At 72.9% G+C, this 24,892-nt stretch carries 23 protein-coding genes and 1 pseudogene; 16 read left to right on the plus strand and 8 right to left on the minus strand.

Going from position 1 to position 24,892, the window contains the following annotated elements; all coding sequences use genetic code 11:
- Window positions 1-26: 26 nt before the first annotated feature.
- Window positions 27-320 (minus strand): hypothetical protein, encoded by a 294-nt coding sequence (locus BLW86_RS25305; protein WP_143060274.1) that lies wholly within the window; start codon window positions 318-320, stop codon window positions 27-29.
- Window positions 321-360: 40 nt separating this feature from the next.
- Between BLW86_RS25305 and BLW86_RS25310 the strand changes: the two genes are divergently transcribed.
- Complete coding sequence (locus BLW86_RS25310) at window positions 361-825, plus strand: RICIN domain-containing protein (protein ID WP_093876168.1); 465 nt, start codon at window positions 361-363, stop codon at window positions 823-825.
- 4 nt (window positions 826-829) lie between these two features.
- Here BLW86_RS25310 and BLW86_RS25315 read toward each other — a convergent pair whose 3' ends face one another.
- Window positions 830-2,221: an MFS transporter gene (locus BLW86_RS25315; protein WP_093876169.1), complete on the minus strand. Its 1,392-nt coding sequence runs from the start codon at window positions 2,219-2,221 to the stop codon at window positions 830-832.
- 255 nt (window positions 2,222-2,476) lie between these two features.
- Between BLW86_RS25315 and BLW86_RS25320 the strand changes: the two genes are divergently transcribed.
- The 5 genes from BLW86_RS25320 (at window position 2,477) to BLW86_RS25340 (ending at window position 6,909) form a co-directional block, all read left to right on the plus strand.
- The gene (locus tag BLW86_RS25320; RefSeq protein ID WP_093876170.1) at window positions 2,477-3,595 is read left to right on the plus strand and encodes a carbohydrate kinase family protein; all 1,119 of its coding nucleotides are present in this window, start codon (window positions 2,477-2,479) and stop codon (window positions 3,593-3,595) included.
- A gap of 106 nt (window positions 3,596-3,701) precedes the next feature.
- On the plus strand, window positions 3,702-4,748 hold the full coding sequence (locus tag BLW86_RS25325) for a PhoH family protein (protein ID WP_093876171.1): 1,047 nt from the start codon (window positions 3,702-3,704) through the stop codon (window positions 4,746-4,748).
- Window positions 4,749-4,760: 12 nt separating this feature from the next.
- Window positions 4,761-5,258: an rRNA maturation RNase YbeY gene (gene ybeY, locus BLW86_RS25330; RefSeq protein WP_041129173.1), complete on the plus strand. Its 498-nt coding sequence runs from the start codon at window positions 4,761-4,763 to the stop codon at window positions 5,256-5,258.
- A 5-nt stretch (window positions 5,259-5,263) separates the two neighbouring features.
- On the plus strand, window positions 5,264-6,559 hold the full coding sequence (locus tag BLW86_RS25335) for a hemolysin family protein (RefSeq protein ID WP_093876172.1): 1,296 nt from the start codon (window positions 5,264-5,266) through the stop codon (window positions 6,557-6,559).
- Window positions 6,556-6,909, plus strand: a complete 354-nt coding sequence (locus BLW86_RS25340) for an MmcQ/YjbR family DNA-binding protein (RefSeq protein ID WP_093876173.1) — start codon at window positions 6,556-6,558, stop codon at window positions 6,907-6,909. The genes BLW86_RS25335 and BLW86_RS25340 overlap by 4 nt, the downstream gene beginning before the upstream one ends.
- A 127-nt stretch (window positions 6,910-7,036) precedes the next feature.
- Here the strand turns inward: BLW86_RS25340 and BLW86_RS25345 are convergent, their stop codons facing one another.
- Window positions 7,037-8,461, minus strand: coding sequence for an MFS transporter (locus BLW86_RS25345; RefSeq protein WP_093876174.1), 1,425 nt, complete (start codon window positions 8,459-8,461; stop codon window positions 7,037-7,039).
- 168 nt (window positions 8,462-8,629) lie between these two features.
- Between BLW86_RS25345 and BLW86_RS25350 the strand changes: the two genes are divergently transcribed.
- The 6 genes from BLW86_RS25350 to era all read left to right on the plus strand — a co-directional run bounded on the left by BLW86_RS25350 (window position 8,630) and on the right by era (window position 14,201).
- Complete coding sequence (locus tag BLW86_RS25350; protein WP_093878852.1) at window positions 8,630-9,451, plus strand: helix-turn-helix transcriptional regulator; 822 nt, start codon at window positions 8,630-8,632, stop codon at window positions 9,449-9,451.
- A 170-nt stretch (window positions 9,452-9,621) separates the two neighbouring features.
- Window positions 9,622-9,984, plus strand: a complete 363-nt coding sequence (locus BLW86_RS25355; RefSeq protein WP_030684815.1) for a cytidine/deoxycytidylate deaminase family protein — start codon at window positions 9,622-9,624, stop codon at window positions 9,982-9,984.
- Between the two features lie 211 nt (window positions 9,985-10,195).
- Window positions 10,196-10,675: a hypothetical protein gene (locus tag BLW86_RS25360; RefSeq protein ID WP_093876175.1), complete on the plus strand. Its 480-nt coding sequence runs from the start codon at window positions 10,196-10,198 to the stop codon at window positions 10,673-10,675.
- Between the two features lie 203 nt (window positions 10,676-10,878).
- A complete protein-coding gene (locus BLW86_RS25365; RefSeq protein ID WP_093876176.1) occupies window positions 10,879-12,213 on the plus strand; it encodes a beta-xylosidase in 1,335 nt (444 codons plus the stop codon).
- 68 nt (window positions 12,214-12,281) lie between these two features.
- A complete protein-coding gene (locus BLW86_RS25370; RefSeq protein ID WP_107466126.1) occupies window positions 12,282-13,229 on the plus strand; it encodes a WxL protein peptidoglycan domain-containing protein in 948 nt (315 codons plus the stop codon).
- Window positions 13,230-13,250: 21 nt separating this feature from the next.
- Window positions 13,251-14,201, plus strand: coding sequence for a GTPase Era (gene era / locus BLW86_RS25375; RefSeq protein WP_371129588.1), 951 nt, complete (start codon window positions 13,251-13,253; stop codon window positions 14,199-14,201).
- Between the two features lie 136 nt (window positions 14,202-14,337).
- Here the strand turns inward: era and BLW86_RS25380 are convergent, their stop codons facing one another.
- Together BLW86_RS25380 and BLW86_RS25385 are read right to left on the minus strand one after the other, a co-directional pair.
- Window positions 14,338-14,592 (minus strand): protealysin inhibitor emfourin, encoded by a 255-nt coding sequence (locus BLW86_RS25380; protein WP_093876179.1) that lies wholly within the window; start codon window positions 14,590-14,592, stop codon window positions 14,338-14,340.
- A 20-nt stretch (window positions 14,593-14,612) separates the two neighbouring features.
- Window positions 14,613-15,659: a M4 family metallopeptidase gene (locus BLW86_RS25385; RefSeq protein ID WP_093876180.1), complete on the minus strand. Its 1,047-nt coding sequence runs from the start codon at window positions 15,657-15,659 to the stop codon at window positions 14,613-14,615.
- 333 nt (window positions 15,660-15,992) lie between these two features.
- Here BLW86_RS25385 and leuA point away from each other — a divergent pair, with 333 nt between their 5' ends.
- The 4 genes and pseudogenes from leuA (at window position 15,993) to BLW86_RS25400 (ending at window position 19,757) form a co-directional block, all read left to right on the plus strand.
- Window positions 15,993-17,765: a 2-isopropylmalate synthase gene (gene leuA / locus BLW86_RS25390; protein WP_093876181.1), complete on the plus strand. Its 1,773-nt coding sequence runs from the start codon at window positions 15,993-15,995 to the stop codon at window positions 17,763-17,765.
- A 279-nt stretch (window positions 17,766-18,044) separates the two neighbouring features.
- A pseudogene (locus tag BLW86_RS25395) lies at window positions 18,045-18,677 on the plus strand (RNA-guided endonuclease InsQ/TnpB family protein); the annotation flags it as partial.
- Window positions 18,678-18,779: 102 nt separating this feature from the next.
- Complete coding sequence (locus BLW86_RS41040) at window positions 18,780-18,950, plus strand: LPXTG cell wall anchor domain-containing protein (RefSeq protein WP_256341420.1); 171 nt, start codon at window positions 18,780-18,782, stop codon at window positions 18,948-18,950.
- A 114-nt stretch (window positions 18,951-19,064) separates the two neighbouring features.
- Window positions 19,065-19,757, plus strand: a complete 693-nt coding sequence (locus tag BLW86_RS25400; protein WP_093876183.1) for a TerB family tellurite resistance protein — start codon at window positions 19,065-19,067, stop codon at window positions 19,755-19,757.
- On the opposite strand, the gene BLW86_RS25405 is transcribed toward BLW86_RS25400, so the two are convergent.
- The 3 genes from BLW86_RS25405 to BLW86_RS25415 all read right to left on the minus strand — a co-directional run bounded on the left by BLW86_RS25405 (window position 19,754) and on the right by BLW86_RS25415 (window position 24,891).
- Entirely contained in the window at window positions 19,754-21,124 is a 1,371-nt protein-coding gene (locus BLW86_RS25405; RefSeq protein ID WP_093878853.1) for an FAD-binding oxidoreductase, read from the minus strand. The two genes, BLW86_RS25400 and BLW86_RS25405, sit on opposite strands and share 4 nt — an antisense overlap.
- A gap of 545 nt (window positions 21,125-21,669) precedes the next feature.
- Window positions 21,670-23,376 carry a LuxR family transcriptional regulator gene (locus tag BLW86_RS25410; RefSeq protein ID WP_093876184.1) on the minus strand — a complete coding sequence of 569 codons (1,707 nt, stop codon included), beginning with the start codon at window positions 23,374-23,376 and terminating at the stop codon, window positions 21,670-21,672.
- 141 nt (window positions 23,377-23,517) lie between these two features.
- The gene (locus BLW86_RS25415) at window positions 23,518-24,891 is read right to left on the minus strand and encodes an FAD-dependent oxidoreductase (RefSeq protein WP_093876185.1); all 1,374 of its coding nucleotides are present in this window, start codon (window positions 24,889-24,891) and stop codon (window positions 23,518-23,520) included.
- Window position 24,892 lies beyond the last annotated feature (1 nt).

Below are 24,892 nucleotides of genomic sequence, written 5' to 3' on the forward strand. Positions count from 1 at the left end.
CCGGGTACGGCCGTCGGCCGGCCGCCCTACCAGCCGCCCCGGTGGGCCTGGTGGGTGGTCGGGGCCGTGGTGCCGCTGATCGGCGTTCTCGCGACGGTCCTGGCACAGACGCAGCGCGCGGGCAGCGCGGGCGCGCCACCCGTCCAGGGCGCGCCTTCCGCGGCCTCGTCCACCACGAGCGCCGCCCCGGCCGCCCCGCCGGCCTCCGCGACGTCCCCGTCCCCGGCGTCGCCGAGCCCCTCGCCGCCGGTCTCCGCGCCGTCGCCGACCCGGGCTCCCACCAGGGCTCCGGCGACGACCCAGCCCGCCCGGCAGTCCAAGGCGCCCGCCCCGCCCGCCCGGCAGGACGACGGCGGCGCCGTGGCGCCTCCCGTGGGCTCGCTCGTGCGGATCGTGAACGGCCACAGCGGTCTGTGCCTCGCGGTGCCCGGCGCCTCGACCGAGGTCGTCGACCTGAACCAGTTCGGCTGCGGTCCGTACGCCGACCACTTCTGGCGCCTGCAGGCCGCGGGCACGGACGGCGCGGGCCGGACCCGCTACCGGATCGTGAACGGCAACAGCGGCTACTGCGCGGCCGTACCGGGCGCGAGCAAGGACGCGGCGGTGCACGTCAACCAGTTCCCCTGCGGCGACTACCCCGACCACTTCTGGCGGGTCGAGTACCAGAAGCGGGACAGCGGAGGACGCCCGCTCCACCGGATCGTCAACGCCAACAGCGGGCTCTGCCTCGCCGTTCCCGGCGCGGCCGCCCACGAGACCGCACCCGTCGACCAGGGCCCCTGCGGCCCGTACGCCGACCGCCTCTGGCGGTTCGGTCAGGAGTGAGTCCTCAGCCCCGGTCCGACGGGCGGGCCAGGCGGAACGTCGACTTCGCCATGCGGCGGCGCCCCGCCGGGACCGCCACCGGCGTGACCTCCTGCTCGGGCGCTCCCACCTGGGGAACCAGGGCCGCCGTCCCCGAACCCCGCCCCGCGAGCACCGCCGCGGGCGCCCCGCCGCGCCGGCGGATCGAGCCCGGGACCAGCGGGCGGCCGGAGGCGTGGCGGGCGACCGCCGTCATGGGGGCGGCGACCAGCAGGAGCAGGGCGCAGAGGACCAGGCCCATGCCCGGGTAGCCCGCGCGGTCGGAGAGCAGGGAGCCGGTCACCGGGCCGCAGGCCACGCCGAGGGAGGAGGCCGAGCCCACCATGACGGCCCAGCGGCCGCGCGGGTCGAGGGAGGCGGCCAGGCCCAGGAGGTAGGACAGGACGACCGGGTAGACGGTGTTCCACAGGATCTCGCCGGTCGCGAAGCCGGTGAGGTCCTCGGCGGACGAGCTCAGCCACACACAGCCCGCGATGATCACCGTGCCCGCGCCGATCGGGACCGCCCGGCCCAGGCGCGAGCCGAGCGCGCCCGCCGCCGTGACGCCGGCGAGGCCCGCGCCGAGCGCCGCCGCGAAGACCGCGCCGACGGTGACCTCGGAGAGGCCGGCCTGGGTGAGGCCGATGCGGCCGCTCACGCCCCACAGGGCGTTCTGCGCGAGGGACCAGCACAGGACGCCTCCGGCGAGTACGGCACCGGCCCGCCGGTACGGCAGGGGCCCCGGGGCCGCCGTGGCCCCGGCCCCCCTGCCGACGGCCGCCGTGGCCTCCGACACCGCGCGCGTGGCCGCCGCCGTGGCCTCCCGTGCCATGCGCCCGGCGCCCGGCAGGCGGCCCGTGGCCGGCCAGACCAGGGTCGCCGCGCAGGCGATCGCGAGGAGCGGGGCGGCGTGGCCGCCGCCGAGGTGCGGGAGGGTCAGGTAGAGGGCGCCCGCCGCCGCCGAGACGGAGAGCAGGCCCAGGGTCGAGGCGCGGTGCGGGTCGCGCTGTCCGGCGATCCCCGCCACGGCCACCGCCGTCGCCGTGCCCGAGCCGAGGCCGCCGAGGACCGCGCCCGCGACCACCAGCGGCACGAGGCCGGTCGCGGCGGCGGAGCCGTATCCGACGGCCATCGCGAGCAGACCGGCGCGGGCGGCGCGGCGCGGCCCGATCCGCTCCCCGCGCGCGGCGAGCGTGAAGCCGGCGGTCGAGGAGCCGAGGAGGAGGACGGAGCCGACCAGGCCCGCCTGGGCGGGCGTGAGGCCGAGTCCGGCGGAGAGGCGGCCGACGACGGTCGGCAGCAGATACGGGGCGAGGTAGCCGGCGGTGAAGAGGGCGACGAGGGCGGCGAGGGCCCCGCCGCGGGTCCGCGAGGACATGGGCGTTCCCAGGAACGGAAGGAGAGGGGTGGAGCGCCCGGGGCGTGCGCGGCGCACGGGGTCGCGGAACCATGTGTATCAAGCGGGTGGGCGGCCGGAGAAGGTGGTTTCCGCCGGTTCGGTGTGTGATCCGGGTCACTAACGGTTTGGCAGGTTGGGGCGGGGGTAAGAGGCCGTATTTCTGTGCGTCCCGCCCGTCACCCCCTCCCCATCGGGCACACTGATCTGATCCGCACCGCGACCGGGGAGTCTGCCGTGACCACAGCAAGGGGAGAGCAGCCGCAACACGACGCAGGGGTCGACCCGTTGGTGTGCCTGCGCGAGCCCACCGACCCGGCCTGCGACGTCTTCCTGACCGGCACCGTCTTCCTGGACATCATCTTCACCGGCCTGGACAGCGCGCCCGTCCGCGGCACCGAGTCCTGGGCCCGGGGGATGGGGTCGAGCCCGGGCGGCGTCGCCAACATGGCCACCGCCCTCGCCCGGCTCGGGCTCCGCACCTCGCTCGCCGCCGCCTTCGGCGACGACCACTACGGCGAGTACTGCTGGGACGCCCTGGAGCAGGGCGAGGGGATCGACCTGTCGCTCTCCCGGACCGTGCCCGGGTGGCACTCGCCCGTCACCGTCTCCATGGCCTACGAGGGCGAGCGCACGATGGTCTCCCACGGCCACGAGGCCCCGCCGCTCGACGGCGCCCTGCCCGCCTACCCGCCGCACGCGCGCGCCGCCGTCGCCTCCCTCGTGCCCGGCCGCTCCGAGGAGTGGGTCGCCCAGGCCGCCCGGGGCGGCGCCAAGGTCTTCGCCGACGTCGGCTGGGACGACACCGGCCGCTGGGACCTGGCCGGCCTCACCGACCTCCAGCACTGCGAGGCCTTCCTGCCCAACGCCGCCGAGGCGATGCGCTACACCCGCACCGACTGCCCCCGGGCCGCCGCCCGCGCCCTCGCCGACAAGGTCCGCTACGCCGTCGTCACCCTGGGTGCCGAGGGCGCCTACGCCGTCGACGGCGCCACCGGCGAGACCGCCGAGGTCCCCGCCATCCAGGTCTCCGCCCTCGACCCGACCGGCGCGGGGGACGTCTTCGTCGCCGGTTTCGTCACCGGCACCCTCGCCGACTGGCCGCTCGCCGACCGGCTCGCCTTCGCCGGCCTGACCGCGGCGCTGTCGGTGCAGGAGTTCGGCGGCTCGCTGTCCGCCCCGACCTGGGGCGAGATCGCCGCCTGGTGGCAGCACGTCCAGGGCCACGCCCGGCAGGACCCCGAGGCGCTGCGCGGCCGCTACGCCTTCCTGGAGCGGCTCCTGCCCGCCCCCGCCCGCGCGTGGCCGCTGCGCAGGGCCGTGCCGACGATCGGGTTCAGGGCGGCCCACTCGTAAACCGCTACGGGCTTGTCGGCACCTGGTCGTAGGCTTGGTAGCCGAGAGGTCGTCGAGCGGCGAGGACCCCGCAACGGGAGGTATGTGCAGGCCACAGTGCCGGCCCATGACTCACACACCCACAGCCCACGACGGAGCGCCCCGCGAGGAGGCGCCCGGACAGGCCCGCGCCCACTTCACCGTCCCCGCGAAGCACCCCATGGTGACCCTGCTCGGCTCGGGTGACGCCCTGCTCCGCGTGATCGAGCGGTCGTTCCCCGAGACCGACATCCATGTGCGGGGCAACCAGGTCAGCGCGGCCGGAGACGCGGCGGAAGTCGCCCTGATCCAGCGCCTGTTCGACGAGATGATGCTGGTGCTCCGCACCGGTCAGCCGATGACGGAGGACGCAGTGGAACGCTCGATCGCCATGCTCAGGGCGAGCGGGAACGGATCGGCGGAGGGCGGCGAGGAGACCCCCGCCGAGGTGCTCACGCAGAACATCCTCTCCAGCCGGGGGCGCACGATCCGCCCCAAGACGCTCAACCAGAAGCGGTACGTCGACGCGATCGACAAGCACACGATCGTCTTCGGCATCGGCCCCGCCGGCACCGGCAAGACCTATCTCGCCATGGCGAAGGCGGTCCAGGCCCTGCAGTCCAAGCAGGTCAACCGGATCATCCTGACCCGCCCCGCCGTCGAGGCGGGCGAGCGTCTCGGCTTCCTGCCCGGCACGCTCTACGAGAAGATCGACCCGTACCTGCGGCCGCTCTACGACGCCCTGCACGACATGCTCGACCCGGACTCCATCCCCAAGCTCATGGCGAGCGGGACGATCGAGGTCGCGCCGCTGGCGTACATGCGCGGACGGACGCTGAACGACGCGTTCATCATCCTCGACGAGGCACAGAACACGAACCCCGAGCAGATGAAGATGTTCCTCACCCGCCTCGGCTTCGACTCGAAGATCGTCATCACCGGTGACGTCACCCAGGTCGACCTGCCGAACGGGACGAAGAGCGGTCTGCGGCAGGTCCGCGACATCCTGGACGGCGTCCAGGACGTGCACTTCTCGACGCTCACGTCGCAGGATGTCGTCCGGCACAAGCTCGTCGGCCGTATCGTCGACGCGTACGAGCAGTACGACAGCCGCAACGGCCGCAACGGGAAGTAGTACACAAGCACCATGTCGATCGACGTCAACAACGAGTCCGGTACCGAGGTCGACGAGCAGGCGATCCTCGACATCGCCCGCTACGCGCTCGCGCGCATGCGCATCCACCCGCTCTCCGAGCTCTCGGTGATCGTCGTGGACGCGGAGGCGATGGAGCAGCTCCACATCCAGTGGATGGACCTGCCCGGACCGACGGACGTCATGTCCTTCCCGATGGACGAGCTGCGCCCGCCGTCGAAGGACGACGAGGAGCCCCCGCAGGGCCTCCTCGGCGACATCGTGCTCTGCCCCGAGGTCGCCACCCAGCAGGGCAAGGACGCGCCGACGCAGCACTCCATGGACGAGGAGCTCCAGCTCCTCACCGTCCACGGGGTGCTGCACCTGCTCGGGTACGACCACGAGGAGCCGGACGAGAAGGCCGAGATGTTCGGCCTCCAGGCGGCGATCGTCGACGGCTGGCGCGCGGAGAAGGGGCTCACCGGCCCGTCCCCGGCCCCGACCGTCTCCTGACCCCGATGGACGCTTCGCTGATCTTCGGCGCGGTCGCGCTGGTCGTCGTCGCCTGGCTCGCCGCCTGCGCCGAGGCCGGTCTCGCCCGCGTCTCCAGCTTCCGCGCCGCCGAGGCCGTCCGGTCCGGGCGGCGCGGGTCGGAGAAGCTCGCCCAGATCGCCGCCGACCCGACCCGCTATCTCAACGTGGCGCTGCTCGTCCGCGTCGCCTGCGAGATGGCGGCCGGCGTCCTCGTCACGTACGCCTGCCTGGAGGCCTTCCCGGAGACCTGGGAGGCGCTCCTCGTCGCCATCGTCGTGATGGTCCTCGTCTCGTACGTGGCCGTCGGCGTCTCGCCGCGCACCATCGGCCGCCAGCACCCGCTGAACACGGCGACCGCCGCCGCGTACGTGCTGCTGCCGCTGGCCCGGATCATGGGCCCGATCCCGCAGCTGCTCATCCTCATCGGCAACGCGCTGACCCCGGGCAAGGGCTTCCGCAAGGGCCCCTTCGCCTCCGAGGCCGAGCTGCGGGCCATGGTCGACCTCGCCGAGCAGGAGTCGCTGATCGAGGACGAGGAGCGCCGGATGGTGCACTCGGTCTTCGAGCTGGGCGACACCCTCGTCCGCGAGGTGATGGTGCCCCGGACCGATCTCATCTGCATCGAGCGGTACAAGACGATCCGTCAGGCCCTCACCCTCGCGCTGCGCTCCGGCTTCTCCCGGATACCGGTCACCGGGGAGAACGAGGACGACATCGTCGGCATCGTCTACCTGAAGGACCTGGTCCGCCGGACCCACATCAACCGGGACTCCGAGGCCGACCTGGTGTCCACCGCGATGCGGCCCGCCGCCTTCGTGCCCGACACCAAGAACGCCGGCGACCTGCTGCGCGAGATGCAGCAGGAGCGCAACCACGTCGCCGTCGTCATCGACGAGTACGGCGGCACGGCCGGCATCGTCACCATCGAGGACATCCTGGAGGAGATCGTCGGCGAGATCACCGACGAGTACGACCGGGAGCTGCCGCCCGTCGAGGAGCTCGGCGAGGACCGCTATCGGGTCACCGCCCGCCTCGACATCGGCGACCTCGGCGAGCTGTACGGCTTCGGCCCCGACGAGTACGACGACGAGGACGTGGAGACCGTCGGCGGTCTGCTCGCCAAGGCCCTCGGCCGGGTCCCGATCTCGGGCGCCGAGGCGGTCGTGAAGCTGCCGGACGGACGCTCGCTGCGGCTGACGGCCGAGGCCTCCGCCGGCCGCCGGAACAAGATCGTCACCGTGCTCGTGGAACCGCTGGAACCGGAGGAGAAGCCGGCGTGACCCCCGACGAGCTGCGCACCTTCTGCCTGGACTTCAACGACGCGTCGGAGGAGTTCCCGTTCGGCCCGGACGTCTCCGTCTTCAAGGTCGCCGGGAAGATGTTCGCGCTGTCGTGGCTCGACGGCCGGCCGCTGCGGATCAATCTCAAGTGCGACCCGGACGAGGCGGTACGGCTCCGCGAGGAGCACCCGGCGATCGCTCCCGGCTACCACATGAACAAGCGGCACTGGAACACCGTGACCGTCGGAGAGCTCCCGGACCGGATGGTCCGGGAGCTCGTCGAGGACTCGTACGACCTGGTGGTCGCGGGCCTGCCGAAGGCGGTACGGCTCCGCCTCGACCGGCCGTAGTCGAGGCCGGGGTCGTGCGGCTCCGGCCCTGACCGGCCGTAGTCGAGGCCGGGGTCGTGCGGCTCCGGCCCTGACCTGCCGTAGCCGAGGCGGAGGTCGTACGGCTCCGGCCCTCGCCGGCCGCGGTTCAGGACCGGCGTCGCAGGCCGAGGGCGACCAGGGCCGCAGCGCCCAGCACGATCGCCGCGTCCAGGGCGATGACCGTGCGGACACCGGCGAAGAGGTCCGTGCCGGTGGTGGCGAGCACCCCGAGCAGCGGGATGCCGACGGTGAGACCGACCTGCTGGGTGGTGGTGACCAGACCGGTCGCGAGCCCCTGCTCCTCGTCGCGGACGCCGGAGGTGACGGTCACGCCGTACGAGATGATCGCGCCGAGGTGCAGCATCGACGCCAGGGAGACGGCCACGGTCGCCAGGACCGCGCCGGACTCCCGGCCGATGCCGAGGATCCCGGCGGTGAGCAGGCCCTGACCGGCGAGCGAGACCACCAGGGTGCGGTGGGCCCCGATCCGGCCGATCACCTTCGGGGTGATCATGCCGGCGAGGACCGAGAAGGCGCCCTGGACGCCGAAGACGATGCCGGAGGCGAAGGCCGAGAGGCCGAGGGTCTCCTGCAGGTACAGGGTCAGGACGAAGACGATCGTCGACATCATCGAGAAGGTGACCAGGCCGCCCACGTTGCCGAAGGCGACGGTACGGCGGCGCAGCACCGGCAGCGAGACCAGCGGGGCCGGGTGCCGGGACTCGATCACGCCGAAGGCCACGAGCAGCAGCACGCCCAGGGCGAGGGTGACCGGGACGTCCACGCCGCCGAAGCCGCGCTCGGCCGCCGTCGTCAGGGCGTAGATCAGGGAGAGCAGACCGCCGGTGACGGTCATCGCGCCGGGCACGTCGAGGCGGGGCCGCTCGGGGGTGCGGGACTCGGGCAGCAGGCTCGGGGCGAGCGGCAGCACGATCAGCGTGAAGACGGCGAGCAGGGCCATCGTGGAGCGCCAGCCGAGGGTGTCGGTCATGACGCCGCCGAGCACCATGCCGATGGTGAAGCCGAGGGACATCAGGGTGCCGGAGATGCCGAGCGCCCTGGCCCGCAGCGGGCCCTCGGGGAAGACGGTGGTGAGCAGCGCCATGCCCGTCGGCACGATCGCCGCCGCGCCCAGGCCCTGGAGGGCCCGGCCGGCGAGGAAGGCGCCGGGGCTCCAGGCGAGGGTGGCGAGCAGGGAGGCCGCGCCGAAGAGCACGAGGCCGGAGAGGAAGAGCTTCTTGCGGCCGAAGAGGTCGCCGATCCGGCCGAAGAGCAGCAGGAAGCCGCCGGAGGGCAGGGCGAAGGCGGTGACCGCCCACTGGAGGGCGGACGGGTCGAAGCGCAGATCGGCGCCGAGGACGGGCAGCGCGACGTTCAGGACGGAGAAGTCGAGCGCCACCATGAACTGGGCGGCGCACAGGACGAAGAGGACGAGCCGGTCACGGCCGGTGAGGGCCGGGGGAGCGGCCGGGGCGGCCGGGGAGGCGGAGGGGGAGGTGGGGGACTCGGGCGGGGTGGTCGTCGTTGCCATGCCCCCACCTTCGGCGGACGGGAACAATGCCGGGGAGCGGGTACTTATCCTGTTGGTCGCACCACCAGGCATCCACCATGCGTCCAGGGGGAGGAAGCACACGTGGCCACCGCTCTCGAGAGTGCCGGCGCGAAGCAGCACCGACTCGGCGAACTGCGCGAGTTCCTGATGAGCCGTCGGGCCCGGGTCAGCCCGGCCGAGGCGGGACTCCCGGACGGCGGCGCGCGCCGCCGCACCCCGGGCCTGCGCCGTGAGGAGGTCGCGGTCCTCGCGGGCGTCGGGGTCTCCTGGTACCAGTGGCTGGAGCAGGGCCGGGACATCACGGTCTCCCCGCAGGTCCTCGACTCGGTGGCGCGGGTGCTGCGGCTGAGCCCGGCCGAGCGGCGCCATCTGTACGTCCTGGCTGCGCTGAACCCGCCGCCGCTGGAGGCGGCCCCGGAGGACCTGGACATGTGCCAGGGCCTGCGGCGGCTCATCGACGCGTGGATGCCGTTCCCGGCGCACATCATGGACCAGTACTGGAACACCGTGATGTGGAACGACGCGGCGGCGATCGTGCTCGGCATGCGCAAGGAGATCGTGCAGAACTGCCTGACCGCGTTCTTCACGGACCCGCTGTACCGCTCGCGGTCGAAGCGCTGGGAGGAGCTGGCGCCGAAGGTCGTCGCGCAGTTCCGCTCGGCGTGCTCCGAGTGCCCGGACGACGAGGGCTTCCGGGCGGTGGTCGAGGAGGCCAAGGAGCTCAGCCCGGAGTTCGCGGAGCTGTGGGAGCGGCGGGACATCCTGCCTGGCGGCCAGAACCGCAAGGAGATGGAGCACCCGCTGGTCGGCACGCTGGTCGTCGAGGCCACCCAGCTCAGGGTCCCGGCCCGCCCGGACCTGGTGATCGTGATGCACACCCCGCTCCCGGAGGCGGACACGGCCGAGAAGCTGGAGTGGCTGGTCTCGCCGGAGGGGCGCCGCGGGGCGATGTACCCGGTCGCGGGCTGACCCTCGGACCGGTCGCCTGTCGACCCGGGCCGGTCGCCGGTCGCCGTCGTCGGCCGACCGGGGCCGGTCGCCGTCGTCCGTCGGCCCGGCCCGGTCGCGGGGTGAGACCCGGGGCGATCACGGGCTGAGACCGGAAGGGGCGCGTGCGGACCTCGACCTATGCTCGGGGCATGACACTCAGCAGCGAGCACGGCGACCTCGGCGCCGAGGACCTCAAGATCATCACCCTTGCGCGGAGCGCCCGCGCCCGTAACGGCGTGCCCGAGGGCGCGGCCGTGCGCGACGAGACGGGCCGCACCTATGTGGCCGGCACCGTGGAGCTGGAGTCGCTCAAGCTGAGCGCCCTGCGGACCGCGGTCGCCATGGCCGTGGCCAGCGGCGCCGAGTCCCTGGAGGCGGCGGCCGTGGTGTCGAACGCCGAGGCCGCCTCGGAGGAGGACCGCGCGGCCGTACGCGACCTGGGCGGGCCGGAGACCCCGGTGCTGCTCGCGGGCCCCGACGGCAAGCTGCGCACGGCGGTCACCGCCGGCTGAGCCGAGCGGCGGGAACGGGACGATGAGGGTCCGGCGGCGCGCCGGGCCCTCACGTCTTTGTGTGTTTGTGAAGGATCACCGCATCTTCTCTTGCCTTCCCCGGCGGTCTGCGCGTCAATGACAGCGGTTCGTCCGACGGACCGTCAGATCTCCATCGTTCACGCAGTGCCCGCACCCCTGCGTTCGTCATCGGAAGGGGTTCGAACCCGCCATGAGAAGCAGAAGCACCTTAGGGACCGTCGCCGTGCTCACCGGGGCGCTCGCCGCCGCCGGACTCGCCTTCGCCCCGACGGCCGGCGCCGTCTCGCCGGGCTCGGCCACGGCGACGTACGACTGCGGCAGCTGGGGCGGCGGCGCCGCCACCCTCACGGCCACGCAGAGCGGCACCTCCGCGACCGTCACCATCAGCTCCTCCGTCACCACGCCGATCGCGGTCGGTACCGACACCATCAGCTCGACCCTGACGCTGGCCAAGGCCGGTGGCGGCACCCGGGTCTTCACCGGGAAGAAGAACCCGGCCCGGGCCGCCGGGCAGTCCGTCGTCATGGGCCCGCTCAGCGGGACCGTGGCCTCGGGCGACAGCCTCAACTCGTACTTCGCTGGGGTCGCCCTCAAGATGGTGATCTTCGGGGTCACGGTGAACTGCGACGCGGTGACCTCGCAGTCGCCGGGCCCGTTCGTCTTCAGCTGAGCCCCGTCTCCACCCGGACCGGTGTCGCCCTCGGCGGCACCGGTCTCTGTCGTGACCAGAGGCCGTGACCTGCGGAAACGAGGGAAAACCGCCGATCTTGACAGTGTCTGATGGGTCATCAGTCGGTGGAACTCGATTCCATTGACTTCTCTCCGCCCGCAGCCGTCAATGGCGCCCACTCATCCCTCAGGAGGGGGCACACCATGGCATTCACCCGATCCCGGGCGGCGTCCCGAAGACGGCGCTGGACCGCCGTCCTCGGCGTCACCGCCCTCGCGGCCGCCGGCGCGGGCGCGCTCGCCGCCCCGGCCGGCGCGACGACCACCTCGCAGTCGGTGGACTTCCAGACCCGCTGCGTCCCGCCGCCGATCGCCCAGATCCCGCCGATCGAGGGCACCACCACCGCCCAGATCACGGTCGACAAGGCCAGCCCCAAGGTCGGCGAGACCGTGACCGTCACCTACACCGTCACCAAGCCCGCCGCGTCCAACCCCGTCGACCTCGCGCTCCCGGCCGACATCATGACGCCCAGCGGCAAGGTGGTCCTCGGCGGCGCCCAGACCGGCACGGTCACCGTCACCGGCCCCAAGAAGAACCCGCCGGTCCCCGGCAAGGGATCCTTCCCGGCCTTCTCCATGACGGGCACCTTCACCGCCACCGAGGCCGGGTCGATCACCCTCTCGCCCGGCGACTACAACATCCACACCAGCTACCTCATGGAGCTGGACACCCCCTGTACGGTGCTCAACCCGCCCGCCCCGGTCTCCGAGACGGTCGTCGCGAGCCCCGTGACCAGCCCCAACACCCGCGCGCTCCAGCTCGACAGCGCCTCCGGCGACCCCGGCGTCCGGGTCACCGTCACCGGCGCCAGGTTCACCCCGCTCACCGAGGTCACCGTCGTCGGCCGCGCCGGAGCGGCGGAGACCGCCGACCGGATGACCGTCACCACCGACAGCGAGGGCGGCTTCGCCGCGCGCCTGAAGGTGAACGACCCGGCGACCACCGGGATCGTGGCGTACGAGGGCACGGCCTGGGACCCCGAGAAGGGCGCGGGTCCCGCCGCGTACAAGGTCGTCGTGCCGGCGCCGCCGAACAGCCAGACGATCACCGCGGCCGTCACGGCGGGCGAGCTGTCCATGACACAGGCCGGGGACGCCGTCCAGCTGTCCTCCGTCGACTTCGGCGCGGGCGGCGCGGCCACCGGCGCGCTGCAGACGGTGACCGTCAAGGACTTCCGCGGCGGCCCCGCCGGCTGGTCCCTGACCGGCAAGGTCACCGACTTCACCGGCCCCGGTGGCGCGATCGGCGCCGGGAACCTCTCCTGGACCCCCGCCTGCACCGCCAAGGCCGGCAGCCCCAGCACCTGCGCGGCCGGCTCGGCGGGACCGGTCGGCAGCGGCGGCGCGACCCTCGCCTCCACCCCGAACGGCACCCTCACGGGCGGCGAGTTCACCGTCGACGCGCAGCTCTCCCTCGACGTCCCGGCGTTCACCGCGCCCGGCTCGTACGCGGGCGTGCTCACGCTGACCCTGTCCTGACCGTCCCGCGGGCCGGGCGCGCACCCGGCCGGCCCGCTCCGCCATCCGCACCCCGGGGGTCCGCACCCGTGCGCACGAAGCCGTACGTCCTCCTCCTGAGCACGCTCCTCGTGCTGCTCGGCCTCGCGCCGGGCGCCCGGGCCGCCGAGAACGGCGAGTGGGCCGTCTACCCGGCCGCCTCCCGGCTCGGCGGCCGCCCGTACTTCTACCTCTCCGCCGATCCCGGCACGACGCTCACCGACCGCGTCACCGTGGCCAACAAGACGTCCGCCCCGCTCACCTTCCGGCTGTACGGCGCCGACGCCTACAACACCGACCGGGACGGCGGCTTCGCCGTCCGCACCCGGCAGGAGAAGCAGACCGGCGCCGGGGCCTGGATCAGGCCCGAGCGGACCCGGATCACCGTCCCGGCCCGCTCCGCCGTCACCGTCCCCTACACCCTGACCGTCCCCGCCGACGCCGACCCCGGCGACCATCCCGGGGCCCTCGTCGCCCTCGACGAGCGGATCGCCCGGGGCGGGAAGGGCTCCGTCGCCGTCGGCGTCCAGCGCGCGGTCGGCGCCCGCGTCTACCTCCGGGTCAACGGGCCGACCGTCCCCGCCCTCGCCGTCGAGGACGTCACCCTCGACCAGGACCGGCCGCTGGTCCCCGGCACCCGCACGAGCAGCGCCCTCGTCTCGTACACCCTGCACAACCGGGGCAACGTCACCCTCAACCCCAAGGTCGTCCTGAAGGCCCGGGGCCTGTTCGGCCGCACCCTCCTCGACCGCGACCTGGCCAAGGTGCCGGCCGAGCTGCTGCCCCGCCAGAAGATCCGGCTCACCGAGCGCTGGACCGGCTCCCCGCAGCTCGACTGGGGCGACGTGACCCTCACCGCCACCGCCAAGGACGTCGAGGAGACCGGCACCGTGTCCTTCCTGGCCCTGCCCTGGCTCGCCGCCGCGGTCCTCGTCGTGGGCGGCGCGGCGGGGCTCCACGGCCTGCGGATACGGCGTCGCCGGGCACTGAGTGCGTGACGCGGGCGCTCATCGGGGACAATGGCCCCCATGAGCGCTCGCAACCAAGAAACCGAAGCCGTCCACCGGGCCGGCTTCGCCTGCTTCGTCGGCCGCCCCAACGCGGGCAAGTCCACCCTCACGAACGCTCTGGTCGGCCAGAAGGTGGCCATCACCTCGAACCGGCCGCAGACCACCCGGCACACCGTCCGCGGCATCGTGCACCGCCCGGACGCGCAGCTGATCCTGGTCGACACCCCCGGCCTCCACAAGCCGCGCACCCTCCTCGGCGAGCGGCTCAACGACGTCGTGCGCACCACCTGGGCCGAGGTCGACGTCATCGGCTTCTGCCTGCCCGCCGACCAGAAGCTCGGCCCCGGCGACCGCTTCATCGCGAAGGAGCTCGCCGGGATCAAGAAGACCCCGAAGGTCGCGATCATCACCAAGACCGACCTGGTCGACTCCAAGACCCTCGCCGAGCAGCTGATCGCCATCGACCAGCTCGGCAAGGAGCTCGGCTTCGAGTGGCAGGAGATCGTCCCGGTCTCGGCCGTCGGCGACAAGCAGGTCCAGCTCGTCGCCGACCTGCTCATCCCGCTCCTGCCGGAGTCCCCGCCGCTCTACCCGGAGGGGGACCTCACGGACGAGCCGGAGCAGGTCATGGTCGCGGAGCTGATCCGCGAGGCCGCGCTCGAAGGCGTACGGGACGAGCTGCCGCACTCGATCGCGGTGGTCGTCGAGGAGATGATCCCGCGCGAGAACCGCCCGGCGGACCGGCCGCTGCTCGACATCCACGCCAACGTGTACATCGAGCGCCCCAGCCAGAAGGGCATCATCATCGGCCCCAAGGGCAGCCGCCTCAAGGAGGTCGGCATGAAGTCCCGCAAGCACATCGAGGCGCTCCTCGGCACCCCGGTCTTCCTCGACCTCCACGTGAAGGTCGCGAAGGACTGGCAGCGCGACCCGAAGCAGCTGCGCAAGCTCGGGTTCTAGGAGTCCCACCACCGTCCGGCCGGAGGCCGGCGCAGCCGCCCGGAGCCCGTGGGGCCCCTGGGGCCGAGCGGTGCGAGGACGGCAGGAAAAGAGTCCCGAAGCAGCTGCGCAAGCTGGGGTTCCAGGCCCCGAAAGCTCAGGCGCCTTCCTTGAGGACCCTCGTGATGAGGGTCCTCTGGGCGTCCGTGAGGCGGGGGTCGCGGCAGTGGACCGTGCGGCCGTCGACGGTGATCTCGTACGAGAAGCCGTCCGGCACGCCCCGGCCGTCGTCGCCGTCGCCGTCCGCGAGGACGGTGGAGGACAGGGACTCCCACTCGGGTCCCGAGACCTCCACCTCCGCCGACCGCTCGATGCCCGCGAAACCGCCCGTGCGTCGCACTCGAATCCGCATGGGCCCTGTCTACCAGGCGGTCACTCGGCGGGCACCCCCACCGCCGTCCAGGCCTTCAGGACGGCCTGGAGCTCCTCCCCGTCGCCGTACAGCGCCTTCGCCGTCGCCACGGTGGCCCGCGCGAACTCCGAGAAGCGGGCCTCCTCGGTCAGCGTGCCGCCGGTCATCACGGCGTACCAGATCTGTCCGGCCCGCTCCCAGGCGTTCCCGCCGAGCTCGGTGGCCAGCAGGTAGAAGGCGTGGTTGGGGATGCCGGAGTTGATGTGCACGCCGCCGTTGTCGGAGCTGGTGCGCACGTAGTCGGCCATGGTGGCCGGCTGCGGGTCCTTGCCGAGGACGTCGTCGTCGTAGGCCGTGCCGGGCTCCTTCATGGAGCGCAGCGCGACGCCGTTGTCGATGGCGGGGCCGAGGAGCCCGGCGCCGATCAGCCAGTCGGCCTCAGCGGCGGTCTGGCCCAGGGCGTACTGCTTCACGAGCGAGCCGAAGACGTCGGAGACCGACTCGTTGAGCGCCCCGGCCTGGCCGTAGTAGGCCAGGTTGGCGGTGTGCTGGGTGAAGCCGTGCGCCAGCTCGTGGCCGATGACGTCGACGGGGAGCGTGAAGTCGAGGAACAGCTCGCCGTCGCCGTCGCCGAACACCATCTGCTCGCCGTTCCAGAAGGCGTTGTCGTACTTCTCGTCGAAGTGGACGCTCGCGAGGAGCGGCATGCCCGCGCCGTCGATCGAGCGGTGGCCGTAGACCTTCGCGAAGAGGTCGAAGGTCGCGCCGAGCCCGGCGTAGGCACGGTTCACGGTGGCGTCCTTCCCCGCGGCGTCCCCCTCGCCGCGCACCTGGGCGCCGGGCAGCTCCGTGCGGTGCCCGGCGTCGTAGACGGTGCGCTTCGGCTTGTCGGAGGGCCCGGCGTCCGCGGGGGCGGCCGGCCCCTGCGTGCGCGCCGCGCGCTGCGCCGTGTCCACCAGGAGCGTGCGCCGGGCGGCCTCGGAGATCGCCGGGTCGTCGGACGCGGCGAGCCGCTCCAGGAGGTGCGGCGGGACGATCGTGCAGAAGGCAGACGAGTGCTGATTCATCCCTCGAATGTGGCACTGTGTGATGTCGCTGTCACGAGCTGAGACGAGGATTGGCGAAATGGAGTGATAGGTCACCTTTCGCCCTTGACGTGACGGCCGTCCCGCATACTGAAACAGGACGTCCGTCTTCCACGGACCTGGGCTATGGTGACGCACATCATGCGTTTCGGGCTGCTTCTCCTTAGCTGCCGCGGCGAGGGCCTGTAGTCGTAGGCCGACCCCCTCCCCGCGGGTTTTGGTGTTGCGTTCGACAGTCGGCCTCCCCCGAGCTCTCGGCTTCGCTCGAGCAGGGGGGACCCCCTACTCCGCAGGACCCCCGAGGAGCCCTACGCAATGTCCCAGTCGCCTTTCGTCAGCCGTCCGACGCCCATCACCAACGCGACCCACACGCAGCAGCCGTCCGGGATGCCGATCCACAAGTACGGCCGGTACGAGGCCGTGGTCATCCCCGACCGGACCTGGCCCGAGAAGCGCATCACCAAGGCGCCCCGCTGGCTGTCCACCGACCTGCGCGACGGCAACCAGGCCCTGATCGACCCGATGTCCCCGGCCCGCAAGCGCGAGATGTTCGACCTGCTCGTACGCATGGGCTACAAGGAGATCGAGGTCGGCTTCCCCTCCTCCGGCGAGACCGACTTCGCGTTCGTGCGCTCCATCATCGAAGAGGGCGCGATCCCGGACGACGTCACCATCTCCGTCCTGACCCAGGCCCGCGAGGACCTGATCGAGCGGACCGTGGAGTCCCTGATCGGCGCCAAGCGCGCCACCGTCCACCTGTACAACGCGACCGCGCCCACCTTCCGCCGGGTCGTCTTCCGCGGCTCGAAGGAGCAGATCAAGCAGATCGCCGTGGACGGCACGCGACTGGTGATGGAGTACGCGGAGAAGCTGCTGGGCCCGGAGACGGCCTTCGGCTACCAGTACAGCCCCGAGATCTTCACCGACACCGAGCTGGACTTCGCCCTGGAGGTCTGCGAGGCGGTCTGTGACGTCTGGCAGCCCGGCCCGGGCCGCGAGATCATCCTCAACCTGCCCGCCACCGTGGAGCGTTCGACGCCGTCCACGCACGCGGACCGGTTCGAGTGGATGGCCCGGAACCTGACCCGCCGCGAGCACATCTGCATCTCCGTCCACCCGCACAACGACCGCGGCACCGCCGTGGCGGCGGCCGAGCTGGCCGTCATGGCGGGCGCGGACCGCGTCGAGGGCTGCCTGTTCGGCCAGGGCGAGCGGACCGGCAACGTCGACCTGGTGACGCTGGGCATGAACCTCTTCTCGCAGGGCGTCGACCCGCAGATCGACTTCTCCCAGATCGACGAGATCCGCCGCACCTCCGAGTACTGCAACCAGATGGAGGTCCACCCGCGCCACCCCTACGCGGGCGACCTGGTCTACACCGCCTTCTCCGGCTCCCACCAGGACGCCATCAAGAAGGGCTTCGACGCCATGGAGGCCGACGCGGCCGCCCAGGGCAAGACCGTCGACGAGATCGAGTGGGCCGTGCCGTACCTGCCGATCGACCCGAAGGACGTCGGCCGCTCCTACGAGGCCGTCATCCGGGTCAACTCGCAGTCCGGCAAGGGCGGCATCGCGTACGTCCTGAAGAACGACCACAAGCTGGACCTGCCGCGCCGGATGCAGATCGAGTTCTCGAAGATCATCCAGCAGAAGACCGACACCGAGGGCGGCGAGGTCACGCCGGCCGCGATCTGGGCCGTCTTCCAGGACGAGTACCTGCCCAACCCGGACAACACTGCGGCTCGTTGGGGACGCATCCAGCTGCGCTCCGGCCAGTCCACCTCCGACACTGACGGCACGGACACCCTGACCGTCGAGGCGATCGTCGACGGCGTCGACACCGTCCTGACGGGCTCCGGCAACGGTCCGATCTCCGCGTTCTTCGCCGCGCTGCAGTCCATCGGCGTCGACGCCCGCCTGCTGGACTACCAGGAGCACACGATGAGCGAGGGCGCCTCCGCGCAGGCCGCCTCGTACATCGAGTGCGCCATCGACGGCAAGGTCCTGTGGGGCATCGGCATCGACGCCAACACCACCCGCGCCTCCCTGAAGGCGGTCATCTCGGCGGTCAACCGCTCCGCCCGCTGACGCCTCCGATGCGCTGACGCGCTTCACGACCGCTGCCCCGCACCCTTCCTCCCGGAGGGTGCGGGGCAGCTCTCTCGGCGAGCCGCGTCACAGCCCGGGCCTATGTGCGGTGTTGTCACTGGTGCGGGCCAGGTCGATGGCGTGAAGATCGCCGTGCGGGTCAAGTCGGTGCCGGATGCCGTGCGGGCACCTGTCATCGGTGTGACCCTGCGCACGGCCGGTGAGCCGGCGAACCGGGTGTCGCAGGTGGCGTTCGAGCGCGGTGTGCCGCGTGAGTACGAACTGCGCAAGGCCCCGCTCAACGAGAATCCGTCCGGATTCATCGGCGTAGACCTCGGGATCGTCAACATCGCGACCACGTCCACCGGCTATCGGGCCGCCGGGCGCGGCCTGAACCGGCACCGCAAGCGCCAGCTGGAACTGCGCCGCAAGCTCCAGGCCAAGGGCACCAAGTCCGCCAAACGCCTGCTCAAGCGGCGCAGCCGGCGCGAGCAGCGTCACGCCGCGAACGTCAACCACATCATCGCGAAGCAGATCGTCACCACCGCTGAACGCACCGGCCGCGGCATCGCCCTGGAAGACCTCACGGGCATCCGCGACCGGGTACGGCTCCGCAGGGACCAGCGGGCACCACCGCACTCGTGGGGCTTTCACCAGCTGGGCCGGTTCATCGCCCACAAGGCGCTGCGGACCGGGGTGCCGCTGGTGTACGTCGATCCGGCGTACACCAGCCAAACCTGCTCCGAGGGCGGACACCTCGACCGGAAGAACCGGGTCGATCAGGCAACGTTCGCGTGCAGGGCCTGCGGGTTCCTCGCCGACGCGGACGACAACGCGTCCCACGACATCGACCGCAAGGGCGAAGCCGTGTGGACTGCGGGGCGTGAGTCACGCGTCCCAGCCACCCCATAGGTGGTCCGGACGGAGGAGGCCACATCACAGCCGGTGATGCCCTACCTCCAAGCCCGGCCCTTCAGGGCCGGGCCGAGCTGACGTTCGCTTGAGGAAGCCGGAATGCCGACGCCGGCTCCCTCCGCCACCCCGGAGGGTGATCTCGCGACGACCGGTTCGGCCATCGGGCCCGGAGCGATCGGCGCCGCCGTGGCCGCCGTCGCCCTCGGCGGAGGCTTCCTGGCCTTTGCGAAGCGCCGCCGCCGCGCTCACGGAGGCCTCCCGAACCGGTGACGTGTCTCGGCCATCTCCGGGGCGAAGTCCCCACGGGGTGCTGACGTCACATCAAGGATGTGGCTAACATCACGCCAACGCCGGCAGTGCAGCCGGGCCGTTGAGGAGGTGCGTGTGCGATCTGCCCGGAATTCACGTGGTGGGAAAGTGGGCGTCTGCGGGATCCGCACCTCCTGGAACACGGTCGGAGACGGCGAGTTCTTCTGCGAGGAGTGCGGGGGCGACCGCAATTACCGGCGGCGCACCGGCCGCCGCAGATTCGCCGTCCTGGGCGTCCCCGTCCTGCCCCGGGGCTGTACCGGCCCCGTCGTCGAGTGCGCGGCCTGCCACACGCACTTCGGTACGGAGGTGCTCGACCACCCGACGACGAGCCGCTTCTCCGCGATGCTGCGGGACGCCGTGCACACCGTCGCCCTCGCCGTCCTCGCGGCCGGCGGCACCGACTCCCGCGAGGTCCTGGACCGGGCCGTCACCGCCGTCCGGTCCGCCGGCTTCGCCGAGTGCACGGCCGTCCAGCTCGTCGACCTCGTCGAGGCACTGGAGGCCGACACCGGACGCTTCATGCCCGAGGTGAACCCCGAGGGCACGCTCCTGTCGATCGAGCTCCACGAGGCCCTGGAGCCGCTCACCCCGCACCTGGCGCCCGCCGGGCGGGAGTCGATCCTGCTCCAGGCCGCCCGGATCGCCCTCGCCGACGGGCCCTACGCCCCGGCCGAGACGGAGGTCCTCGGGACCGTCGGCAACGCCCTCGCGCTCGCCCCCGAGGACACCGTCCGCCTCCTCGCCTCGGCCCGCACCGTCTCCTAGGGGACGACGTTCTGGTTCAGCCGGAACACGTTGTCGGGGTCGTACCGGCGCTTGACCGCACGCAGCCGGTCGTAGTTCTGGCGGTAGTTCACCCGCACCCGGTCCTGGTCGTCGGTGTCCATGAAGTTCACGTAGCCGCCCTCCTGGGTGTGCGGGCGCAGCGCCCTGTCGTAGGCGCGGGTCCAGGCGATGTTCCGCTCCGAGTCCGCAGGGTCGGTCCACGTGCCGCCGAAGGAGTGCGAGAAGGCGGCGTCCCGGTAGGCGAACGCGGTCTCCTCCGGTCCCACCTCGTGGCAGGCGCCGTCGATCGGGAAGATCGCCGTGTCCGACTCCATCGACGGCATCGTCGCGCCGAACTCCATGTGGGCCGCGATCGCCCCGTCCGACAGCTCGCGGCTGAAATTGCCCTTCCAGTAGTGGTAGAGCCCGGGCGGCAGCTGCTCGTCGAAGAGGGTGTTGACCAGGGGGTACGGCATCCGGTCCATGAACCGGCCGATGACCGGACCCAGTCCGTCCAAGCGGGCGAGGACCTTCTCGTCCTCCGTCGGCGGGCCGCTGAAGCAGGTGAACGCGGCGCAGATCGGGCGCCCGTGCCACCGCTCCGGCAGGAACGGCTCCTCCGGGCCCAGCGCCAGGACGAGGATCACGTTCAGTTCGACCGGCGCGGCGGCGTTCATCTCCCGCCAGGCGCGGGCCACGTCCCCGTCGAGCGGATAGCAGGTGATCCCGCCGAGGATCACGTCGACGGGGTGCAGCCGGTACGCGAGCGAGGTGACGACACCGAAGTTCCCGCCGCCGCCGCGCAGCGCCCAGAACAGGTCGGGGTGCCGGTCCCGGTCGCAGGAGACGAGCGTGCCCTCGGCGGTCACCACGTCCGCCGCGATCAGGTTGTCGCAGCTCAGGCCGCAGCGCCGGGCCAGATGCCCCATGCCGCCGCCGAGCGTCAGACCGCCGAGGCCGGTCGTCGAGACCACTCCGCCGGTGGTGGCGAGCCCGAAGGCGTGGGTCGCGTGGTTGAAGTCGCCCCAGGTGGCGCCGCCCTCGGCCCGCGCCGTACGGGCCTCCGGGTCGACCCGGACGCCGCGCATCCGGGACAGGTCGACGACCAGACCGTCGTCCACGGTGCCGAAGCCGGCGACCGCGTGGGAGCCGCCGCGCACGGCCAGCGGGAGCTCGTGCTCCCGGGCGTACAGCACCGCGGCGATCACGTCGCCTGCGTCCACGGCGTGCACGACGACGGCGGGGTGGCGGTCGTGCAGGGCGTTGTAGACCCGGCGGGAGACGTCGTACGACGGGTCACCGCGGGTCACGACGGTGCCGCGCACGGCACCGCGAAGCGCGTCCAGGGGGTGGGTGGTGGTGGTCATGCTCCCGGTGTAGCCCGCCGGGGCCGGGGCCCGCATCGCCGGAACCGCCCATGCTGCGGCGCGGGCGGGGTGGGCGATTCGACCCATCCCCGGGGTGGGCGGTGTCCCCGTCCACCCCGGGTGGGGGCGCGCCGGCGGGGCGGTGCCCCCACCCACCCCGCCGTGTGGGCCGCCCCCGGCGGTGCCCCACTCCCGCCCGTGTGGGCAATCGTCCCGCTGGGGCGAGGGGGTCCCCCCTGCTCGAGCGAAGCCGAGAGCTTGGGGGAGGGTGGGCACACGGGACGGCGCCCTGAGCGGCGCCTCCGCGTTCCGCGCCTGGACCCGCACCACGAGCTAGGCGCACAGAGTGGTGCGGGTGAGGGCGCGGGAGCCTGGGCCCGGCAAGGGCGCCGTTCCGTTGTGCCCACCCGTTCCGCCCCGGCGGAACGCATGCCCACAACGGGGTGGGCGAGGGGTGGGCACCGTCCCGGCGGGCACGCGCCCACAACGGGGGCGCGAGGGGGGCACCGCCCCAGCGGAACGATTGCCCACAACGGGGCGGCCCGTCAGACCAGGTCGTGGGCGTACGCGTACGCCGTGGCTGCCGTGCGGGAACCCACGCCCAGCTTCGCGAAGATGTTGTTCAGGTGGCGGCCCACCGTGTGCTCGCTGATCACCAGCGCCCGCGCGATCTCCTTGTTCGTCCCGCCCGAGGCGACGAGCCGCAGCACCTCCGCCTCCCGCGCCGTCAGCCCGCCCGGCAGTCGCCTTCGCGCCCCGCCGGTCAGCAGGGCCGCCGCCCGCCGGGCGTCCGGCCCGGCCCCGAGCCGCTCGAACACCGCCCGTGCCGCGCCCAGCTCCAGGCGGGCCGCCTCCTCGTCGCCCACGGTCCGGTCGGCCGCCGCGAGCAGCATCCGTACCTGCGCCGCCTCGTACGGCACGCGCAGCTCCAGCCAGCCGGCGAGCGCCCGGCGCAGCAGCCGCAGCGCGGGCTCCGGCCGGGCCTCCGCCAGGGCCACCGCGCCCCGCGCCGTGTCGGCCATCGCCCGGAGCAGCGGTACGTCCCCGGCCAGCACCTCCAGCTCCGCCGCCGCGCCCGCCGCCCCGGGCACGTCACGCACGGCGAGGGCCACCTCGGTGCGGGCGGCGAGCAGCCGGGCCCGGCCGAGGAGGTCGTGGCGGGGGTCGCTCTGGCAGGCCAGCGCCAGGTCGACGCCGACCACGGCGGCCTCGGCCCGGCCCTGGGCGAGGCGCAGCAGCGCGAGGCCCGGCTGCGGGATCCGGCCCAGTTCGTGGGCGTGGGCGTACGAGACGGCGGCCTCCTCCAGACGGCCCTGGCGCCGCTGGACGTCCCCGGCGGCGTAGTACGCGGCGGCCGCCGACTCCAGGCAGTCCACCGGCACCTCCCGGCACGCCTGCCGGGCCTCCGCCTCGGCGAGCGCCCATGCCCCGAGGAGGTCGAGCACCGCGACCCGGTGCGCCCGGCACACACCCCGGAAGGGGTTCTCGCCGGAGGGCGTGACACCGAGCGGCGGCGTCTCCTCGTCGCGGCGGCCCGTCCACGGCGGGGCGCACCACTCCATCGCGGCGTTCGTCCATTCCACGGCGCGGGCGAAGTCCGCGGACTCCATGCACTGGGTGATGGCCAGGCAGTACAGGAAGCCCGTGAACATGCCGCTCAGTTCGCCCGCCGTCACCGCGCACATCGCCTCGTCGAGGTGGGTCAGCGCCTCGGCGCGGCGGCCCTGGGCCAGGAGGGCGGCGGCGGTGGCCTGGCGGGCGAGGGCCAGCAGGTCGGGGCTCTGGGCGCGCAGGGCGAGGCGGGTCATGCGGCCGGTCGCCGCGAGGGCCGCCGCGTGGTCGCCGCGCGCGGTGGCCTCCTCGGCGTCCGTCCAGGCGAGGAAGCAGTGCTCGGGGCCGGGCGGCAGGCCCTCCAGGTGGTGCCGGGCGCGGTGCAGCCAGCCGGCCGCGGCCGCGGGACGCCCGAGGCCGGCGTACTCGTAGTGGAGCCACCAGGCGGCGAGGCCGGCGCCCCGGTGGTCATGGGCCGCGACGTACGCGGCGTGCGTCCGCAGCCGGGCGGCGACGGACTCGTCGACGTGCCCGGACCACCAGGCCGCGTCGGAGAGGACGTCGAGGTCCTCGGCGGTCAGGGCGCGCGTGGGGTGCCGGTCGGCCTCGCGCAGCAGTACGTACGCCTCGGCCCAGGACTCCCGGGCCGCCGCGGTCCGCGCCCGCTCGACGGCGGGGGCCTGCTCGACGGGGACGGCCATCGCCGCTCACTTCCCTTCCGGGTCCTTCCAGGATAGGAGCGCGTACGACCCCGGGCCCGTCGGCCGGGGCCTCGGGGAGAAACGGCCGGGCCCCCACCGGTCACGTGCCGGTGGGGGCCCGGGAGACGGGGGGCGGGTCCGTCAGCCGAGGTCGACGCCGGACGCGCGGAGCATGTCCTCGCGCTCGACGATCTTCACGCGCTCGCGGCCCTGCGCCTCGCCGAGGGCCTTCTCGGCGGCGTCCAGGGCGTACCAGCCCTCCCAGGTGGTGTACGTGACGCCCTTGCCCTCCAGGAAGGACACGACCGCGTCCTCCTCCGGGGCGTCCGGGGCGAGCAGGCGTCCGTTCGCGAAGTCGTCCAGGAGGTTCGCGACGGTCTCGTTGGCGTCGCCCTTGGTGTGGCCGATGAGGCCGACGGGGCCGCGCCGGATCCAGCCGGTGCAGTAGGTGGAGGCCATGTGCGCGCCGGTCTCCTCGATGACGCGGCCGCCCTCGTCCGGGACGGTGCCGGAGACGGCGTCCCAGGGGAGCTTGGGCAGCTCGTCGGAGAGGTAGCCGACGGCGCGGTACACGGCCTGGACGTCCCAGTCCGTGGTCTGGCCGGTGCCCTTGACGTTGCCGGTGCCGTCGAGCTCGGTGCGCTCGGTGCGCAGGCCGACGACCTGGCCGTCCTCGCCGAGGATCTCGACGGGGGACTCGAAGAAGTGCAGGAAGAGCTTGTGCGGACGGTCGCCGACGTCGCGGATCGCCCAGTTCTCCAGGGTCTTGGCGACCATGTCGGTCTGCTTGTTCTTGCGGCGCTCGGCGATCGAGCCCTCGTCGTAGTCGATGTCCTCGGGGTTGACGATGACCTCGATGTTCGGCGAGTGGTCGAGCTCGCGCAGCTCCATGGGGCTGAACTTCGCCTGCGCCGGGCCGCGGCGGCCGAAGACGTGGATCTCGACGGCCTTGTTGGCCTTGAGGCCGTCGTAGACGTTCGCCGGGATCTCGGTCGGGAGGAGCTCGTCGGCCGTCTTGGCGAGGATGCGGGCGATGTCGAGCGCCACGTTGCCGACGCCGAGGACGGCGACCTTCTCGGCCTGCAGGGGCCAGGTGCGCGGCACGTCCGGGTGGCCGTCGTACCAGGAGGCGAAGTCGGCGGCGCCGTACGAGCCGTCCAGCTCGACGCCCGGGACGCGGAGCTCGCGGTCGGCCATGGCGCCGGTCGAGAAGATCACCGCGTCGTAGAAGGCGCGCAGGTCGTCGAGGTGGACGTCGGTGCCGTAGTCGACGTTGCCGAAGAGGCGGACCTGCGGCTTGTCGAGGACCTGGTGGAGGGCGGTGATGATGCCCTTGATGCGGGGGTGGTCGGGGGCGACGCCGTAGCGGATCAGGCCGAAGGGGGCGGGCATCCGCTCGAAGAGGTCGATCGACACGCCCGGCTCGGCGGCGGCCTCGGACTTCAGCAGCGCATCGGCGGCGTAGATTCCGGCGGGGCCGGCGCCGACGATCGCGACCCGGAGGGGGCGGGGCATG

Origin of the sequence: Streptomyces sp. TLI_105 (assembly GCF_900105415.1) — a bacterium.
GTDB lineage: Bacteria > Actinomycetota > Actinomycetes > Streptomycetales > Streptomycetaceae > Streptomyces.

Excerpts from the sequence above, each read along its gene's own strand:
- BLW86_RS25380 (WP_093876179.1), bottom strand. The coding sequence starts at position 14,592 with ATGCGGATTCGAGTGCGACGCACGGGCGGTTTCGCGGGCATCGAGCGG.
- BLW86_RS25350 (WP_093878852.1), top strand. The coding sequence starts at position 8,630 with ATGAGCCGTCGGGCCCGGGTCAGCCCGGCCGAGGCGGGACTCCCGGAC.
- BLW86_RS25360 (WP_093876175.1), top strand. The coding sequence starts at position 10,196 with ATGAGAAGCAGAAGCACCTTAGGGACCGTCGCCGTGCTCACCGGGGCG.
- BLW86_RS25415 (WP_093876185.1), bottom strand. The coding sequence starts at position 24,891 with ATGCCCCGCCCCCTCCGGGTCGCGATCGTCGGCGCCGGCCCCGCCGGA.
- BLW86_RS25410 (WP_093876184.1), bottom strand. The coding sequence starts at position 23,376 with ATGGCCGTCCCCGTCGAGCAGGCCCCCGCCGTCGAGCGGGCGCGGACC.
- BLW86_RS25365 (WP_093876176.1), top strand. The coding sequence starts at position 10,879 with ATGGCATTCACCCGATCCCGGGCGGCGTCCCGAAGACGGCGCTGGACC.
- BLW86_RS25325 (WP_093876171.1), top strand. The coding sequence starts at position 3,702 with ATGACTCACACACCCACAGCCCACGACGGAGCGCCCCGCGAGGAGGCG.
- BLW86_RS41040 (WP_256341420.1), top strand. The coding sequence starts at position 18,780 with ATGCCGACGCCGGCTCCCTCCGCCACCCCGGAGGGTGATCTCGCGACG.
- BLW86_RS25355 (WP_030684815.1), top strand. The coding sequence starts at position 9,622 with ATGACACTCAGCAGCGAGCACGGCGACCTCGGCGCCGAGGACCTCAAG.
- BLW86_RS25345 (WP_093876174.1), bottom strand. The coding sequence starts at position 8,461 with ATGGCAACGACGACCACCCCGCCCGAGTCCCCCACCTCCCCCTCCGCC.
- ybeY (WP_041129173.1), top strand. The coding sequence starts at position 4,761 with ATGTCGATCGACGTCAACAACGAGTCCGGTACCGAGGTCGACGAGCAG.
- leuA (WP_093876181.1), top strand. The coding sequence starts at position 15,993 with ATGTCCCAGTCGCCTTTCGTCAGCCGTCCGACGCCCATCACCAACGCG.
- BLW86_RS25315 (WP_093876169.1), bottom strand. The coding sequence starts at position 2,221 with ATGTCCTCGCGGACCCGCGGCGGGGCCCTCGCCGCCCTCGTCGCCCTC.
- BLW86_RS25405 (WP_093878853.1), bottom strand. The coding sequence starts at position 21,124 with ATGACCACCACCACCCACCCCCTGGACGCGCTTCGCGGTGCCGTGCGC.
- era (WP_371129588.1), top strand. The coding sequence starts at position 13,251 with ATGGCCCCCATGAGCGCTCGCAACCAAGAAACCGAAGCCGTCCACCGG.
- BLW86_RS25335 (WP_093876172.1), top strand. The coding sequence starts at position 5,264 with ATGGACGCTTCGCTGATCTTCGGCGCGGTCGCGCTGGTCGTCGTCGCC.
- BLW86_RS25385 (WP_093876180.1), bottom strand. The coding sequence starts at position 15,659 with ATGAATCAGCACTCGTCTGCCTTCTGCACGATCGTCCCGCCGCACCTC.